Annotated in this window: 15 protein-coding genes; 1 reads left to right on the plus strand and 14 read right to left on the minus strand. The window is 36.1% G+C overall.

Annotation, left to right across the window (positions count from 1 at the left end; translation table 11 throughout):
* The first annotated feature begins 66 nt into the window (after positions 1–66).
* Complete coding sequence (locus C7H19_RS03905) at positions 67–1,482, plus strand: proprotein convertase P-domain-containing protein (protein ID WP_106455582.1); 1,416 nt, start codon at positions 67–69, stop codon at positions 1,480–1,482.
* On the opposite strand, the gene C7H19_RS03910 is transcribed toward C7H19_RS03905, so the two are convergent.
* The 14 genes from C7H19_RS03910 to C7H19_RS03975 all read right to left on the minus strand — a co-directional run bounded on the left by C7H19_RS03910 (position 1,468) and on the right by C7H19_RS03975 (position 16,398).
* Positions 1,468–2,289 carry a sulfotransferase family 2 domain-containing protein gene (locus C7H19_RS03910; protein ID WP_106455583.1) on the minus strand — a complete coding sequence of 274 codons (822 nt, stop codon included), beginning with the start codon at positions 2,287–2,289 and terminating at the stop codon, positions 1,468–1,470. The two genes, C7H19_RS03905 and C7H19_RS03910, sit on opposite strands and share 15 nt — an antisense overlap.
* A 40-nt stretch (positions 2,290–2,329) precedes the next feature.
* Positions 2,330–4,660: a WD40/YVTN/BNR-like repeat-containing protein gene (locus tag C7H19_RS03915; protein WP_106455584.1), complete on the minus strand. Its 2,331-nt coding sequence runs from the start codon at positions 4,658–4,660 to the stop codon at positions 2,330–2,332.
* Positions 4,661–4,664: 4 nt separating this feature from the next.
* Positions 4,665–5,690: an SDR family oxidoreductase gene (locus C7H19_RS03920; RefSeq protein ID WP_106455585.1), complete on the minus strand. Its 1,026-nt coding sequence runs from the start codon at positions 5,688–5,690 to the stop codon at positions 4,665–4,667.
* A gap of 34 nt (positions 5,691–5,724) precedes the next feature.
* Complete coding sequence (locus C7H19_RS03925; RefSeq protein WP_106455586.1) at positions 5,725–7,020, minus strand: hypothetical protein; 1,296 nt, start codon at positions 7,018–7,020, stop codon at positions 5,725–5,727.
* Between the two features lie 328 nt (positions 7,021–7,348).
* The gene (locus C7H19_RS03930; protein ID WP_106455587.1) at positions 7,349–8,038 is read right to left on the minus strand and encodes a methyltransferase domain-containing protein; all 690 of its coding nucleotides are present in this window, start codon (positions 8,036–8,038) and stop codon (positions 7,349–7,351) included.
* A 3-nt stretch (positions 8,039–8,041) separates the two neighbouring features.
* Complete coding sequence (gene lhgO, locus C7H19_RS03935; protein WP_106455588.1) at positions 8,042–9,265, minus strand: L-2-hydroxyglutarate oxidase; 1,224 nt, start codon at positions 9,263–9,265, stop codon at positions 8,042–8,044.
* Positions 9,266–9,307: 42 nt separating this feature from the next.
* On the minus strand, positions 9,308–10,081 hold the full coding sequence (gene rfbF / locus C7H19_RS03940; protein ID WP_106455589.1) for a glucose-1-phosphate cytidylyltransferase: 774 nt from the start codon (positions 10,079–10,081) through the stop codon (positions 9,308–9,310).
* 23 nt (positions 10,082–10,104) lie between these two features.
* Positions 10,105–11,058: a glycosyltransferase family 2 protein gene (locus C7H19_RS03945; protein WP_106455590.1), complete on the minus strand. Its 954-nt coding sequence runs from the start codon at positions 11,056–11,058 to the stop codon at positions 10,105–10,107.
* A gap of 121 nt (positions 11,059–11,179) precedes the next feature.
* Entirely contained in the window at positions 11,180–11,692 is a 513-nt protein-coding gene (locus C7H19_RS03950) for a glycosyltransferase (protein ID WP_106455591.1), read from the minus strand.
* A gap of 4 nt (positions 11,693–11,696) precedes the next feature.
* Complete coding sequence (locus C7H19_RS03955) at positions 11,697–11,939, minus strand: hypothetical protein (RefSeq protein WP_106455592.1); 243 nt, start codon at positions 11,937–11,939, stop codon at positions 11,697–11,699.
* Positions 11,940–11,975: 36 nt separating this feature from the next.
* A complete protein-coding gene (gene pssD / locus C7H19_RS03960; RefSeq protein WP_106455593.1) occupies positions 11,976–12,425 on the minus strand; it encodes a PssD/Cps14F family polysaccharide biosynthesis glycosyltransferase in 450 nt (149 codons plus the stop codon).
* A gap of 14 nt (positions 12,426–12,439) precedes the next feature.
* A complete protein-coding gene (locus C7H19_RS03965; protein ID WP_106455594.1) occupies positions 12,440–13,333 on the minus strand; it encodes a heparin lyase I family protein in 894 nt (297 codons plus the stop codon).
* 226 nt (positions 13,334–13,559) lie between these two features.
* Positions 13,560–14,825 carry a glycosyltransferase gene (locus C7H19_RS03970; protein WP_106455595.1) on the minus strand — a complete coding sequence of 422 codons (1,266 nt, stop codon included), beginning with the start codon at positions 14,823–14,825 and terminating at the stop codon, positions 13,560–13,562.
* A 43-nt stretch (positions 14,826–14,868) separates the two neighbouring features.
* A complete protein-coding gene (locus C7H19_RS03975) occupies positions 14,869–16,398 on the minus strand; it encodes a lipopolysaccharide biosynthesis protein (protein WP_106455596.1) in 1,530 nt (509 codons plus the stop codon).
* Positions 16,399–16,412 lie beyond the last annotated feature (14 nt).

Genomic DNA, 16,412 nt, shown 5'->3' on the forward strand with positions numbered 1-16,412 from the left:
TTTTGAAATTTTGTCATTGTTTTAACTCGTAATTAGAGGACGTAAATTAAGTTTACGCATAATATTATGGCGACAATATCGGGAACAAATGCTAGTGATAATTTGTTAGGAACAAGTGCCAATGATATAATTTACGGCTATGACGGGAATGATACCCTTGATGGCGGACTTGGTGCGGATACGCTCTATGGTGGAAAAGGAGACGATATCTATATTATTAATAACGTCGGCGATAAAATTGTTGAAATTTCAGCCGAGGGAATTGATACAGTACGCGCTCTGATCAACTATACACTCGGAGAATATGTCAATAACTTAACCTTGATTGGTACTGCTTCCATTAATGCCACTGGAAATGAGTATGATAATGTCGTGATTGGCAATCAAGGAAATAACATTTTACAAGGAGCCGCCGGAAAAGATACCATCATTGGGGGAAGTGGGACAGATAAAATCGTAGAAACTGGAGATTTTAGTTATACGTTGACGAATACCAGTCTCACTCGAATGTCTCCTAGTGCATCAACTCCTAATACGTTTAGTTCAAATACCCCTATTGCGATCGCTGACTATTTGGCTGTTACCTCTACCATAAATGTTAGTGGAGTATCGAGTAATATTAGTGATCTCAATGTTCAAGTCAACATCAGTCATACTTGGAATAGTGATCTAAGAGTGTTTTTAATCAATCCATTGGGAACCCAAATCAAGTTATTTTCTGAAGTGGGGATCGGTGGCAAGGGATTTATTAATACAATTTTAGATGATGAGGCTAGTACATCCATCACCAAGGGCAGTGGTACTTTTACAGGAACGTTTCGCCCTGAAAGTATGTTATCCAGTTTTGATGGGACAAATCCTAACGGTAGCTGGAAACTCAAAATTATTGATGCTGCCGAAGGAGATATCGGAACCCTCAATAGTTGGGCTGTTACTTTTAATTCACAAGGAACACCTCCAAACCCCAACTCAGAAGTTGACACCCTCAGTGAGATTGAACAAGCTAACTTAACGGGAGGAAATAGCAATAATAAGTTAGATGCAACAACCTTTACTGTGGGTTCCGTCACCCTTAATGGGAGCTTGGGTAACGATACTTTAATTGGCAGCCGTAGCAACGATACCATCATTGGGGGCTTGGGTAACGATATCCTAACTGGTGGTCTAGGGAGCGATCGTTTTACCTATAATGCCAAAGGGGAAGGCATTGATCAGATTACTGATTTTAATACGGTTGATGATACGATCGTTGTTTCTGCTACAGGTTTTGGCGGTGGCCTCACTATTGGTACAACAGTTAGTACGAGTCAATGGTTTATCGGAACAGCAGCTACAACCGCCAGTCATCGCTTTATCTATAACAACACCAACGGCAATCTATTTTTTGATGTCGATGGCAATGGAGCAAATGCAGCGATACAGTTAGCAATATTGAGCGGTATGCCTACTCTCAGTCAAAATGACATCTTAGTAATAGCTTGATGAGACGGGAACGGCATCTGTAGATACTGACTCAAAAGTATAGCCAAACATTGCGAGTTCTTTTCCTAATTCTTCCTCGACAAATTTTCGAGCTTGTAAAGAATAATAATCCTGATAAGGAATCTTATCAGGTGTTTTGTTTGTATGAGGAATCGAAATAAATTCATTTATTCCTACTTTTTTCAGGATTCGATTAAAATCTCTTTCCAGATGTTCATGATAAATGATTTCATCAACCCCCTCAATATAAGGATAAGCAATATTTATTTTTAGAGCATCTTTAGTCAGACATAGTGCATTTCTTTTTAAGTAAGATTTAAATTCTGATGCTACCCATTTATCAAATCGCTGAGGTAAAACAATTTTCCTCCATAACCATTTTTCAAACCCTTCTAGTCGAGCTAATTTGATTTCTCGTTGAAATTTTCTGACATAAAGTTTACGATTGATTTTTCCTGAGCGATTGGCAGGACTATTAGGGTCTTTAAGTTGTTCAATTAAACCCTCTTCCCACCAACGACCAGTACATCTTTGATAATCAGTCACCAAACGATCAAAGGGATTCCTTACTGTCGCAAATTTAACATAAGAATTTAGCTCTTTTTTAGTCACCAAATTAAAGTTAATCAACTGACTAACTGTATTATGCTTAATTCCGACTAATTTATAACTACCGGCTAAGAGTAGATCTGATTTCGGGAGTTCTTCACCTCCAAACTTTTCGATTAAAACATCTGTAATAGATGAACAACCTGTACCCGGAACTTGAATAAATAAAAGTTTGTAGTCACGACAAATAATAGCCATATGCCACCTTAGATATAAGAATTAATGACTGAATCAATTTTTAGATAGACACAGTAGATAGGAAGATAAACACACCAATAAATGTCATTATTGCTACACCTGTTCTAAACAGAACTTTTTTCCAACGCTTCAGTAAGAAATAACCCAACATTGCAGCAACACTCGCAATTAAAAAGCGATAAATCGGTGAGTTAGTCAAACGAGCATAGGCATAAATAACAACATTTTTAACTTGTGGTTCGGGAATTGTAATAACTTTCCAAGATAAGCCCCCATCAGTTGATTTAAAGAGTTCAGTTCCCGAAAAACCATAAAGTGTTTTATCGAGTAAATAAGAAGGTGAAAATTGTATCGGCATCGTGGCGGCAGGGAAATAGTGCATATGAGAAAATAGACGATTATGATTGAGCAAATCATCGCCAATTTGAGTAAAGCTTTTTCCTCCATCAAGGGTTTTAAAAATGCCATTCCCTCTAAGACTAATCACAAAAGTTTGATCATTTTGATAATTAGGTGATAAAGCAACTGCTTCAACATAAGCATTTTCATCGGTTGTAGGTAATTCTATTTTTTGCCATTTTTCTCCAGCATTTTCTGTTTGTAAAAGCCCCTTTTTAGTCGCCACCAAAAGCATCTGATCCGTTTGATAGTTAGGTGAAATAGCAAGTTGAATCCAGTCACTTTGTTTTAAATCACGTTGATAAGCTGTTGGTTGCCAATTATACCCACCATCAACCGTTTTATATATGCCAAATGAACTATCAGAGACACTAATATACAAAGTTTTATCTAGTGCAAAATTCGGTGAAATGACTAGATAATTAACTGAATGTCCGACATTGCCAATCATGGAAAAACTTTCACCTCGATCTATAGATCGATGAATTTCACCATTCCATGTGACTAAATAAATAGTCTGATCTGTGGTAAAGTTAGGCGAAACTGCAATCATTGGCTTTTTAGACTCAATCGTATTAAACCACCAATTCTTATGGGTAATTTTTTCCCACAAAGACGAGTTATTTAAAGCAATTTTTCTCCAACTTTGCCCGCCATTAGTAGATTTTAAAAAATGTGTCCATGATGCCGAGAAAAGCGTATTCTCTTTAGCGTAATTAGGGGAAAAGACAATGCCAAATAATCGAGCAATATATTTACGGCTTCGGATTTCCTCTAAACCTTTATTAATCGCTTTCCATTTTTGTCCACCATTTTGACTGAGATAATTTCCACCTAGATAAGTTGTCAGAGCAACAGTCTGATCCTTTTTATAGTTGGGTGAGATGGCGATTCCTTGAATCAAAGATGCCGATAAGGTATCCATTTCTTGCCACATTCGACCGCCATTATTTGACTTAAATAATCCATTAAAACCCGCCAAAAAAATTGTCTGATTTTGATTATTTTTATCTAAAGGCATTTTTAATTCACTAAAAGAAGGGCGACGATATTCTGGTAAATCAGCTTGGTGATTACTTGTTAGACCTTCACTACTATTTTGCCATGTATTACCCCCATCATCAGATTGATATACACCTTTATGCCAAGTGGATGCTAGTAGTTTATAATCTTTCTGACTATTGGGTGAAAAGAGAAGTGATGTAATCGATAAATCTTCGATTCCTTCATTTATTTTTTGAAAAACTTTACCGCCATCAATGGTTTTAAAAATTCCTCCTTTTTCAGTCCCAAGCAATAATGTTTTATCTTTACTAAAGTGTGGAGAAATAGCGATCGTAGAAATCGCTCCACTATCTGGAATCTGATGAAGCAATTGCCATATCTCACCTCCATCATTTGATAAATAGAGATTACCCGTCTGATCACCGCTTATAATCTGTTGTTTTTGTTCAGGAATATAGCTAATAGCCGTAATTTTTTGCTCCCTCACTTGATGCCAGCTTTTACCACTATTTTGTGTTTTATAAAGACCTTGGTGTTGTCCTGCGGCAAAAACAATCTGATCAGAATTTGGAGATATAGCAATCAAATCGATATCTAATTCTGACAAACCATTGTTTACTTTTTTCCAAGAAACGCCCCCATTAAGTGATTGATAAATTCCATCACCTAATGAGGAAAGAAATAGTTTGTTTTTAGTTTGAGAAGATATCGCCAAAGAATATAGATGAGATTTTTGATCTAACCCGTTAAGACAACGTTTCCAACTCAAACCGCCATCTACAGATTTTAGTAAATTCCCTCTGACAAGAATAAATAGTGTTCGATCTTTTTGGTAAGTTGGCGATACTTCCACATCAAAAATGTCGTCATGTGGGGAATGAGCTAAAGTTGGAGCTACTCCAATTCCAAAGCAAACAAAAATGAGCAGAAATAAAGCCAAAATTCCTTTGATAAGATGGTTACTCATCTAATTACCTTTTCCAGAAAAAGTTATGATCGATTTGTTGAGTATTAATAAGATATTCCAGTTGCTTTAAGCGTGTAAATCCTCTAAATAAAAAGGTTTCCTGAGTCATATCGATCAGTTTAAATAAATCACAGAGTTGTTGTGCGCCCCGTTGAGCATTCCAATCACACTTAAAGCCTGGTAAAATCTGGTTAATTTTCTCAAAAGACACCCGATAACTACGATTATCTGAACCGTTATCACCAAAGTTTAATTGACATCCTTGAAAAATGTTAGCGATCGTTTGAGCAATTTCTTTGACTTGATAGTTATGAGTCGTATCGCCCACATTAAAAACTTGATTGTGAATTAGATCACGCGGTGCTTCAAGAGTACAAATAATCGCTTTGCAGATATCTAAACCATGAACTAACGGTCGCCAAGGAGTCCCATCACTGCTCATTTTAATTTCTTTTGTTGTCCAAGCAAGACCCGCCAAGTTATTTAAAACAATATCAAAACGCATCCTCGGTGACGCTCCATACGCGGTCGCATTTCGCATGAAAGTAGGCGAGAAACCGTCATCGGCTAAAGGTTTGACATCCTGCTCAACGAGGGTTTTACAAATGGCGTAGGCGGTTTGAGGATTAACTGGAGACTCTTCTGTAACATAGTCTTCTGTAGCAACACCATAAACACTACAAGAAGACATATAAACAAAGCGACGCACCCCAGCCGCTTTAGCTAATTTTGCGAGATAAACTGAACCTTTATGATTAATCTCATAAGTGACATGGGGGGCTAATTGTCCTGCGGGGTCGTTGGAGAGTTCAGCCATATGTACTACTGCATCAATACCTTGAAAGTCTTCTACTGTAAGATGGCGAAGATCTTTATTTAAGGTTTTGGGGGTTGATGAATTAGTGTTGTATAGCCAACCGACTTTATAAAATCCAGTATCAACGCCGATAACTTCGTGTCCGTTCTGCATTAATAGAGGTGCCAAAAGTGAACCGAGATAGCCTTCGGTTCCGGTAACAAGTATTTTCATGGTTTCAAATCCTTGAGTGTGTATGTTTAGAAAATTAAGTTAGTCTGCGATCGCTCGATAATGTATTGTTTTCCTTAGCCCAAAGTACTGTTACTAAAAATAAAATAGATATTGGGATTAGAGGAATTACATGACGATATAAGGCAAAGCCAATTAAACTGGGTAGGCTATAAAAAATGATGGTACAAAGATAGGCGATTGAAAGTTTCTTTTTCCAATCGAAGTGATTAAATTTTTTGGACAATGTATAGTAAAATGCCACCCAAATAGCTGACCATAACACAAGACGATTAATTGACCAAAAAAACATATATAATAAATCACCAATTTTACCTTTAATGAGGCTAGTTTTTTCAATTTGTGCAAGCAGTGATTTTTTAATCGTATTTCTATTGATGTCTAAAAAGAAAACCATAAATTTACGCCGTGCAAGTTCAAGGGTTTCTAAAGGATGATTAATGATATAGGTCTTAGCTTTCTCATTAAAATAACTATTTTGCTTCCACTCATCATTAGAAAAATCGATATTTTTATAGACATCATATAATTTTTCTTCTTGAAGAGTATCAATATGATATTGAGGATAATATTGTGCAATATATTCATTATTTCCTTTATACAAATTAATTCCATTCAAAGAGGACATATTACTCATTACTGCAAAATAACCCGTATCGTGATAGATAAATAATCCCCATAGCAACATCGTACTTAATACCGCTCCTAAAGGAATAAGCTTGTTAATTTTATTTTTCAAAATCAACAATAGATAAATTGAAATAGCTAGAACAAAATATAAATAGGATGACTTGAGAAGAATTAGACTCACTAAGCTAACACTCATGACAATAACATTTGTTCTTGTTTCTTGAGTTATTAAACAATCAATTAAAGATGTAAATAACAATAAAAGTAAGATCCAAGTATAGGCTTCCTCATGATTAATATCGAACATTGTTCCGACATTAACTGGAATAAAAAAAACCAAAATAATACCCAAAAAAGTAATGGTTTTTAGACGAACATTATAAATTAATTGATTAAAAATTTTAACCAAGAAAAAACAGATAATTGTGTTTTTAACTAAAAAGGCAAAAGGAATTGAATTATAAATAGATGCAATAGCAGACATGAAATAGGGAACAAATGGCATTCTTCCTGCATAACAAAGCGTGACCATATCGCAAGTTCCATAAAATTCTCCTTTTTGAATAATATTTTTAATGTATTCTCCGAATAAAGGATAAACACTAAAAAGGTTGGCATTCTGAAAGCGATCTAACATTCTATAAGAAAGATAAAATGAAGTTACAGCAATTCCAAAAAACATTAAAAAGTAGCAAACTCTTTTAGTTATGTTATTTTGAGCGTTGGAATTAAGAAATAAGCCTGGAGATTTAGGTAAATGAGAAAGCATAACATGACCTTTATTTCATAGTGGTTGATTTTATTAAGCGTTGCTCCTACTAGGGTTTAAGTAGAGAACTGGCTGTATTTAAATGCAGAGTAATTCAAAAATAAGTTTTTTTTTCAGTAATTATTGTTACTAAAGTTGGCTCTGCTCGTATTTTAAGCTCATCAATCATAGTTTTTTATTACCGTAATTTTTCCATTCTTTAATTAATCTATTTGACTAACATGAATTTTTAGCCTAAAAATCACCAACCCTCATAGACAATAAATGATTTAGTAAAAAAAGCAAATTTCTCCTCAAAAATCTTAGCTTTAGGGAAAAGCTGTTTTAATTCTTTTTTGCTTAATAATCTAACACTATCAGCAATATTAATCGCTTCTGCTTGGTCAGTTTGTTTTTTCCTCCATCCCAAATCAAAGTGACTAATTAACCAAACTTTTAACCACAAAGGGAAAAATTGATAAAAAGGAAAAAGAAAATGAGGTTCAATGGGAAAATAACGATTAGGTGTCTGAACAAAGTACCTTTTTCCTACTCTTTGTATTTCATTAGCCATCTGTTGTTGATTTTCATAATTACCCACATGTTCAATGACAGAGTTTGAAAAAATAACATCAAATTGTTTATCCTGATACTCTTTCATATTGGTGGCATTGCCGACCACACTTTTTAAATTTGGATGACTAACTAAAGTTTTTGTTAGATTTAAAATCGTTACTTTAACATCATCAAATTCTTTTTGACTTCCATAAAATTCTTTTTGCCAAATCGCTTCTCTGCCGCCAACATCAAGAATATTGAGAGGAAGAGCGAGAGTTCTAATTAATTGTTTAAAAAAGTCAAATCGCTTGCCACGAAATTGACTTGACCATGAGTTAGTCTCTTCATAATCGGCAATTCTAGTCAGAAAGCTGTTAACTTGAAGTTGGATCATTTTCTATCTTCCTAATAAAGAACTTTTTCGTGTTAAATGCAACGGTTCAGGGATTTGTGTAACAACTGCCTTACCAATCTCCAGAGAAGATGTCGCAGCAGGTGAGGGAGCATTGCAAACATGGACCGAGTTTTTAGCTTGAACAATCAAGAAATCGTCTACGAGTTTTCCGTCATTCATCACCGCTTGAGCGCGTACTCCTGCATGAGTGGGAATGAGATCATCGGATTGAACTTCTGGAATCAATCGCTGTAAACTACGCACAAAAGCGGTTTTACTCCAAGATCGAATCATTTCTTCAATTCCTTGATCCGTATGTTTAGCGGCTAACTTCCAAAATCCCGAATAAGTCATAATTTCAGTAAAATCACGTAAGTTAAAATCGGTTTTTTTGTAGCCTTCCCGTTTAAAGCTCAGAACCGCATTAGGGCCAGCATGAACACTGTTATCGATCATGCGCGTGAAATGTACTCCCAAGAAAGGAAAATCAGGGTTAGGAACGGGATAAATAAGTGTTTTGACGAGATAACGTTTGTCGGGTTTGAGTTCGTAATATTCCCCTCGGAATGGAATAATTTGAGCTTGGGGGTTAACTTGTCCTAACCGCGCCATGCGATCGCTATGTAATCCCGCACAATTAATTAAAAAGCGAGTTTCAAAAATACCGTTTGTTGTTTCCAGAATTTGACCATTTTGGGTGGTAATAATTTGGTTAACCTTGGTATTGAGAAAGAGATCACCGCCATTAATTTTGATTAAATCAGCGTATTTTTGACAAACTTGCTGATAATTAATAATTCCCGTGCTAGGAACACGTATTCCTTCTAGGCACTGCACATGAGGTTCAATCTCTCTCACTTCCTCGGCACTAATTTTAGTCACCTTTAAGCCATTTTCTAAACCTCGTCGATAAAGATTTTCCAACAGAGGTCGTTCTTTTTCTTCCGTTGCTACGATGACTTTGCCGCAGATGTCGTACTCAATGCCATGCTGTTGACAAAATTCCACCATTGAGCGACTACCTTCACGACACAAACTCGCTTTTAAACTCCCAGGTTTGTAATAAATGCCTGAATGAATGACACCGCTATTGTGACCCGTTTGATGAAAAGCCCATTGATTTTCTTTTTCTAAGACAACAATACGTGCATCTTTATAGCGTTCAAGTAATGCCATCCCAGTAGCAAGACCAACGATTCCACCGCCAATAATTGCAAAATCATACATAAGGTTCGTTTTTCTTTTTGTTAATAGTTGAATCAGCAATTTTTACCAAACTTTCCAAGGAGCTTGGCCACTATTCCAGAGACCTTCTAAATAATTTTTATCACGTAAAGTATCCATCGGTTGCCAAAATCCATCATGTTTGTAAGCCGATAATTGCTCTAAGTGAGCTAATTTTTGTAAGGGTTCTTGTTCCCAAATGGTTGAATCATCCGCAATAAAATCAATTACTTCAGGTTCTAAGACAAAATATCCACCATTAATCCATGCACCATCTCCATCGGGTTTTTCTTGAAACTGAGTAATTTTGGTTTGTTCTTGTCCTAAACAAATTGCACCGAAACGTCCAGGAGGTTTAGTTGCGGTAAGGGTTGCTAATGCTTTTTGTTCTTTGTGAAAAGCCAATAAATTTGTAATATTGACATCGCTTACCCCATCTCCATAAGTAAAGCAAAATGTTTCAGTACCCAAATGTTCTTTGACTCGTTTAAGTCGTCCGCCAGTTAGGGTAGATTCACCTGTATCAACTAAAGTTACTCGCCAAGGTTCAGCATAACCACAATGGACATTCATCTGATTAAAACGCATATCGAAAGTGACATCAGACATATGTAAAAAATAGTTAGCGAAATATTCTTTAATTACATAACCTTTGTAGCCACAGCAAATAATAAATTCATTGATACCGTGGGCTGCATATGTTTTCATGATATGCCATAAAATAGGCTTACCACCAATTTCGACCATCGGCTTAGGTTTGATACTGGTTTCTTCACTCAAACGTGTTCCTAATCCGCCCGCAAGGATGACAGCTTTCATGTTTTTTGCTCCTATTCAATAGTTTATAAAAAAGAGGTATTACCAGCTAATTTAGGATTGGCACGAAGATATAAAAATAACTTAAATAATGGCCACATCAAAGCTTTAAATAAATCTTTGATTAACCATAACCAATTCCAAGTCAGCCACTGCAACATCTGAACATAACAGAGGAATTTTTCGAGTAAGCTAATAGGTGCCGCTCGAATGGCTCTTAGGTATTCCAATAACCATTTCCATTTTGTTAAATAAAGCTTATTTTTTTTCGTTGGATCATACCAAGCTATTCGCTCTCGATACGTTGGATAAGCTCTAATTGAATTATCGGGATGATCTCTTTTAAAAAAGAGAGTTTCTGGAATTTCATAAAATTCCCCATGAAGAACAAGTTCTCCTAATAAAACTAAATCTGAAGATGGATAACCGCCGACGATTGGCGTTTTTTTAAGAATATTGGTTCTGATTAATCCATGAAAGGGATTACAAATATTGCCATAACGTACCAGATGATGATATTTCCTAAATCGTTGATGAGGTTTTGTTGAACGAAGATTAAATCCGTCAGAACATTTTTCTACAGAAGCACCTAAGTGATTAATAATCATCGTTTGTGGGTAACACAAAACAACTGAAGGATTTTTATTGAGTACTTGAACACTTTTTTCTAAGAGTTGAGTCGCACAAATATCATCATGATGCGCCCATTTAAAGTAATCTCCTTTGGCTAATTTAACGACTTGGCTTTGATTCCAAGCAGCACCCATATTCTGCTCATTACGATAATAATGAATCCGTTGATCTTGGGCGGCATAAAATCGACAAATTTCTTGAGTTTTGTCGGTTGAAGCATTATCAGAAATGATAAGCTCAAAATCTTGAAAAGTCTGCTCTAGAATTGATTGAATCGCGTTTTTTAGAAAAGATTCACCATTGTAAACAGGCATTCCAATACTAACTAAGGGCTGATGCTCATTCATAATAATTTGTGGACTCCTTTTTTATACTGAAAAACGCATCCAAAATAAGACACAACCCCTTTAAAACCATAAGACTGCAAATTTTTCCAATGGTTAATAAGCTGTTTTTCATCCATGAATATTATCTATTTGCTTTGGTGTAAGTCCGAGATTCTAAACCCTGATAATGATCAATCAGATATTCAACTAACAAAGGGGCATCAAATAATTGACCATAATAAGGTAATGGTCGTTGCTTGATTAATCTAACTAACTGATGATATTCGGTGCAATAATGAATACCAAATTTTTCAACTTGGCGAGCGAATATTAACTGATGATCATCAATATGCTCACCATGTCGTTTTAATCGAGGAATTAAGATAAAACGCGCTCCCATTTCAGCAAGCATTCGCGTAGAACCTTGACCAGCATGAGATATAACTAATGAAGCTTTATTAATATATTGTTGCATTTCATAGCGTTTCAGTGACTTGACATTAGTCACTAGAGGATGTTTTAAGTTATTGACAGGTGTTGTCCCATATTGAAATAATACAGGTTCATTGATCAGCTTATTTTCTAATAAACTTTGCAACCAATCAACGGCTCTATAAAAAGGAGTATTAATTGTTCCTAGTGTCAAAATAATCATCGTTCTAGCTTCTCATTTTTTGAGCCAATTCTTGAATATTATTCTGAAAAAAATTGTCATCTATTTCAGAAGGTTTTTGAGTAATAAATTTTTTCTTGTTAAATTTACTTTTAATGATTGAAGATTGTTCAAATAGCCAATCAGCTAAATCATAGATAACAGCAAAAGTTAACAAGAAAAATGATGAAATGAGCAGTAAACAGAAAAACAATACTACATACAAAATATTTCTGATAGTCAGTTTCATTTATTTTCTCTAACATTTTAGGTTTGTGCTATTAATTTAAACAACAATCCCGTGATATTTTACCCTTGGATAACGGGTAACAAAATTTGGCCATTGTACATATAATTCATCAACAATATTATAAATTAATTTTCCGCTTAAACTTAATGCCTCAGAACGCGTAATACTCTCAACATAAACTGTTTTTATCCTCAATAATTTAGCAGCAAATATAAAAGGAACGGCTAAACTGGCACCCGTAGGAATAACCACATCAGGACGACTTTTTAGAAGAATAAATAATGCTCTAAAAAAATTAATTATCGCTCTAAAAATCATTCTAGCTTCTTGCATCGTCACCCAATGAACAATTTCTTGTCCTTTGAGAATTTCAGTATCGAATTTTGGATAAGTAACCCATTCTCTATCATGATTAGACCAAAATTTCTTTAAACCTAGCATGGTCGAAAAATGCCCGCCAGGATTACAAACAAGTAATAATCTCATATTGATTTCTTTCCTTATTGTAAAAATGATTTGTTTTGAGGAGAAACTTCATTAAAAGAAGCATTCTTACTTCCGACTTTAAGATTATCCGTGTAAAGAATGCGTTCACCGTTGCCAGGCTCACCATTGTAAGCACCGATTTTCCAATCTCCTAAACTTTCTACACCAGGAGGAAGTAGTCTTACTGCCTCATCAATGTAAAGTTTGTTATTCTTCCATAGCTTAACTCTCGCTTTATTTGAGTTCCTTGACAGGTTGAGATACATAACAAAATCTTGCCATTGTTCTGTGTTTGAAGGCATGGTAAACACTTTTATATCGAAAAGATGTCGCCCTTGTGAGTCGGTTTGGAGATAATTAAAAAGGTGATACTCAAGTTTAGTTCCATCAACACTAGGTCTAAGTGCATGAATTGGTGAACCCTTCAAAGAAATAATCGAACCATCTGACTTTTTAAGCAGGTTATTACAATTGGCTCCCTTGACATCTTTCCAACAAGTATTTTTAAATCCCATTTGTTGAGTAATAGTATAAGATTCTCTTCCTGGTTTGTTGTAGTTTTTGGGTAAATACATACTCCAACCAATCCAATATTCTGAATCTGCTTTTAGAGTTCCAACGGGTACAACTAACTCGCTACGTTCATCACAGTTTAGAATATGATGTTTGACGGCTTTTCCTTTTCTTCCCCCTGGTGCATCGACTATTTGAAATAAGCTTTTGTCGATGTATAAGCGATTTTGACTACAGGTTTTGTCTTGATATTGTCGGTTGACTCCTGTGTAATTCCTCTTCTCAAAGTCATATTTTAAAATAATATTATTTTGAGTCTTTATGCCTCCTAATAAACTAAATAGTAAGCTTAAAAAGAAAAGACCACGAAAACTTAACCAAAAAGTACGCTTCATTATTTACAGCAGTTTTTAAAACAATAAGATACATTAATTGGGTTTGGAAACCAAACCCCTACACTTTCGTTAGATATAATCTGTACTTCAATAGTCTAAGAAATGCTATTAATTAAATTAATATAATTGGTAAAATAGGTAATAAAAACAATAGAACAATTGTAGGGGTTTGAAAACCAAACCCTTACCATTAGGGAACAATTCCTCTAAATTTAATATGAAATATTTAGGATACTTTAGTAGTACGCCAGCTTAATTTGATATTAAGCCAAAAATTCCAGATAGTGACCAAACCAATCGCTATAAAATTGGCTAAATAACGATTAATTCCTACAACATTGAACAAGAAATTTAAGATGAAAACATTAAGAATTAGACCAGCTAAACAGATGACATTAAATTTTAAGAAACGTTTGAGACGCATCGACCAACCAGGTTGATTAGCAGTAATATGGCCAAATGTCCAACGGTCATTCCAAAAGAAATTATTAATAATAGCAACTTCAGCCGCAATGATTTTACTGCGGGTTAAACCCCATCCTAAAGCATTTGGATCGCTGAACAAATAGAAGATCGCCATATCCACAAAAACGCCACTCAATCCAACTAAACAAAATCGAATTAACTGGCTAATGGGTATTTTAAGCGATCGTTTTAAGCGACCGACTCGACCTTGAGAAAGGCGCAAACGTAAGAGATGATGTAGATATTCAATATACTGTTTCCAAGTAACTTTACTATTACCTTCTTTACGTTCACGAAATACATACCCTGACTCGGCGATTTTGTCAATATTGCCCCGTCCTAAAACCTCGATCAAAATTTTGTAACCCAGAGGACTTAACCGCTTACCGATCAGAGTTTGACGACGTACTAAAAAATAACCACTCATGGGGTCTGAAACTCGACCGATGACATTTGGCAATAGCAGCAAACCTAAAATCTGCGCCCCACGAGAAAGAAAGCGTCTCGTAAGACTCCAATTACTCACGCCCCCCTCACCGACATGACGACTAGCAACGGCTAAATCTGCCCCTTGTTGAATCTGGGTCAAAAGACTTAAGAGAATGTCTGGAGGATGCTGCAAATCGCCATCAATCACCCCTAGAATTTCCCCTCTTGCGGCCTGCCATCCGCGAATCACTGCGGTAGATAGTCCCCGTTCTGAGCAACGACGCATCACCCTAAGTTGCGGATATTCCGACATCAGACCTTGAGCAATTTTCCAAGTCAAATCAGGGCTATCATCATCGACGACAATTAATTCGTAGTTATCCCACAAAACCTGATCCAACATAGTTGTTAGAAGTCTAATAAGGGCAGCAATATTTTTACCTTCGTTGTAAGTTGGAACAATTAAAGAAAACCAAACTGAATCAGTTTTGAGGTCGTCATGAGGATCATAGTGGTCAATTTGCAATAACCCAACAGGATTCGGTAAAAGCGATTCGTTTTCGTTAATTAGAAATTCATATTGATCATGAGCCTTCATATTGAGTTCAATCCTTTAGTAATCAAATTCTATAAAATTACAGTTAATTTTTGGGTTGTTTTTTAATGATTAAAGTCAGTACATTACGCCAATCTTGAAGGGCGAGTCGTCCTGAAGGCAGCACAGCAAAAGCTAATAAGGCTGTCCCGACGGATAAGATAAAAGCAATGACAAGACCAAATAATGGATTAGAGATCGTCACCTCTTGACGAAAGGCAAATAACACTAAAAAAACGCAACCAGTAGCAAATAGTGAAGGTCTGCTAGTGCGATAGAAATCACCCATTCGGATTGGTCCAGAACGCCCAATAAACCAATATTGCAAGGGGGTATTGATCAAGAGTCCAGTAATCGAATAAGCAGCAGCTACACCGCTTGATTTCCAAGGTAAACCCCCAATAAACGCAGCTACAGTAATTCCCCCAGTAAATAGCCAAAACCGAAACATTTCCCAAGTGCGACCTTGGCTGATGAGAAGCCATCCTGTTGTATATTCAATGGGTTGAACAAATGCCGAAAAACTAAACCAGCGAAAAATATCACTGACGGCACTCCATTTCGGGCCTAATAAAATTAAAACCATCCAGTCGGCGGTAACGACTAAAAAGGCAACAAACGGCATTGTTACCATGATGATTTTCTCTAACATTCGTAGATAAGTTTGTCGATAACGTTGGGGAGAATCAACTAATCGACTTAATGTATTGACGGCTACCACACGCAAGGGAGCATTAATCGAGAGAAGTGGCATCATGAGTAATTGATAGGCTCTTGAATATAACCCCAATTCTTGCGCTCCCCAATATTTACCAATCAAAATATTATCGAAGTTTCGTGTTAGATAATTGATGACATTGGTACTGGTTAGACCGCCACCAAACAATAACATTGCTTTCACTTCAAGATTCCAGTGAGGAAGGCCAGGTCGCCAACCACACTGTAGCCAAAATCCAAAGGCAAGAATAATCGAGTTTGTTATCGTGATTAAAATCAATGCCCAGTATTTGGCTCCAAACCATGCAGCAATAATACCTACTCCTAATGAAATAACTTGGGCAATTAAATCAAGTACGGCTAAGGAACGATAGCGCATCTGTCTACTCATTAAGGCGGCGTGTTGACTACCGATGCCACTAAAGATAAAGCAGACAGATAACGCTAGAGTGATAGATACGAGCCGCGTTTCTCCAAAGAACCAAGCAATAACAGGTGCAAGAGCGATCGTCACAACTGCACTCACCATGCTCACCCCAAGATTAATCCAAAACAAGGTGCTAACTTGATGATGATTTATTTCCTCTCGCTGAATGGTTGCTGTATTTAATCCTAGGTTTCTAAATAATTCAATAAACCCGGTTGTTGCTTTTACCATTCCGACTAACCCGTAATCTTCTGGGGTGAGCATTCGAGCTAGGATCATCGTAGAACCAATTTGTAGCATCAGTTTGGCTAATTGCTGGAGAATTGTAATGGTTCCCCCGCGAATTGAGCGAGTTTTTAAATTCTCTTTAATTTTTTTGGTACAGAAGTATTGCTCAAAATGGGAGGTGTTTTGTTCGGAAATTTCTGACACATTTTTATGGGTAT

The sequence above is a fragment of the Aphanothece hegewaldii CCALA 016 genome, from assembly GCF_003007785.1.
Taxonomy (GTDB): Bacteria; Cyanobacteriota; Cyanobacteriia; order Cyanobacteriales; family Microcystaceae; genus Chroococcus; species Chroococcus hegewaldii.

What these genes read in the sequence shown, in the direction of transcription:
- C7H19_RS03945 (WP_106455590.1), bottom strand. Translation starts at nt 11,058, where the DNA reads ATGAATGAGCATCAGCCCTTAGTTAGTATTGGAATGCCTGTTTACAAT.
- C7H19_RS03955 (WP_106455592.1), bottom strand. Translation starts at nt 11,939, where the DNA reads ATGAAACTGACTATCAGAAATATTTTGTATGTAGTATTGTTTTTCTGT.
- lhgO (WP_106455588.1), bottom strand. Translation starts at nt 9,265, where the DNA reads ATGTATGATTTTGCAATTATTGGCGGTGGAATCGTTGGTCTTGCTACT.
- C7H19_RS03905 (WP_106455582.1), top strand. Translation starts at nt 67, where the DNA reads ATGGCGACAATATCGGGAACAAATGCTAGTGATAATTTGTTAGGAACA.
- C7H19_RS03920 (WP_106455585.1), bottom strand. Translation starts at nt 5,690, where the DNA reads ATGAAAATACTTGTTACCGGAACCGAAGGCTATCTCGGTTCACTTTTG.
- C7H19_RS03925 (WP_106455586.1), bottom strand. Translation starts at nt 7,020, where the DNA reads ATGTTTTTTGGAATTGCTGTAACTTCATTTTATCTTTCTTATAGAATG.
- C7H19_RS03970 (WP_106455595.1), bottom strand. Translation starts at nt 14,825, where the DNA reads ATGAAGGCTCATGATCAATATGAATTTCTAATTAACGAAAACGAATCG.
- rfbF (WP_106455589.1), bottom strand. Translation starts at nt 10,081, where the DNA reads ATGAAAGCTGTCATCCTTGCGGGCGGATTAGGAACACGTTTGAGTGAA.
- C7H19_RS03965 (WP_106455594.1), bottom strand. Translation starts at nt 13,333, where the DNA reads ATGAAGCGTACTTTTTGGTTAAGTTTTCGTGGTCTTTTCTTTTTAAGC.
- C7H19_RS03950 (WP_106455591.1), bottom strand. Translation starts at nt 11,692, where the DNA reads ATGATTATTTTGACACTAGGAACAATTAATACTCCTTTTTATAGAGCC.
- C7H19_RS03910 (WP_106455583.1), bottom strand. Translation starts at nt 2,289, where the DNA reads ATGGCTATTATTTGTCGTGACTACAAACTTTTATTTATTCAAGTTCCG.
- pssD (WP_106455593.1), bottom strand. Translation starts at nt 12,425, where the DNA reads ATGAGATTATTACTTGTTTGTAATCCTGGCGGGCATTTTTCGACCATG.
- C7H19_RS03930 (WP_106455587.1), bottom strand. Translation starts at nt 8,038, where the DNA reads ATGATCCAACTTCAAGTTAACAGCTTTCTGACTAGAATTGCCGATTAT.
- C7H19_RS03915 (WP_106455584.1), bottom strand. Translation starts at nt 4,660, where the DNA reads ATGAGTAACCATCTTATCAAAGGAATTTTGGCTTTATTTCTGCTCATT.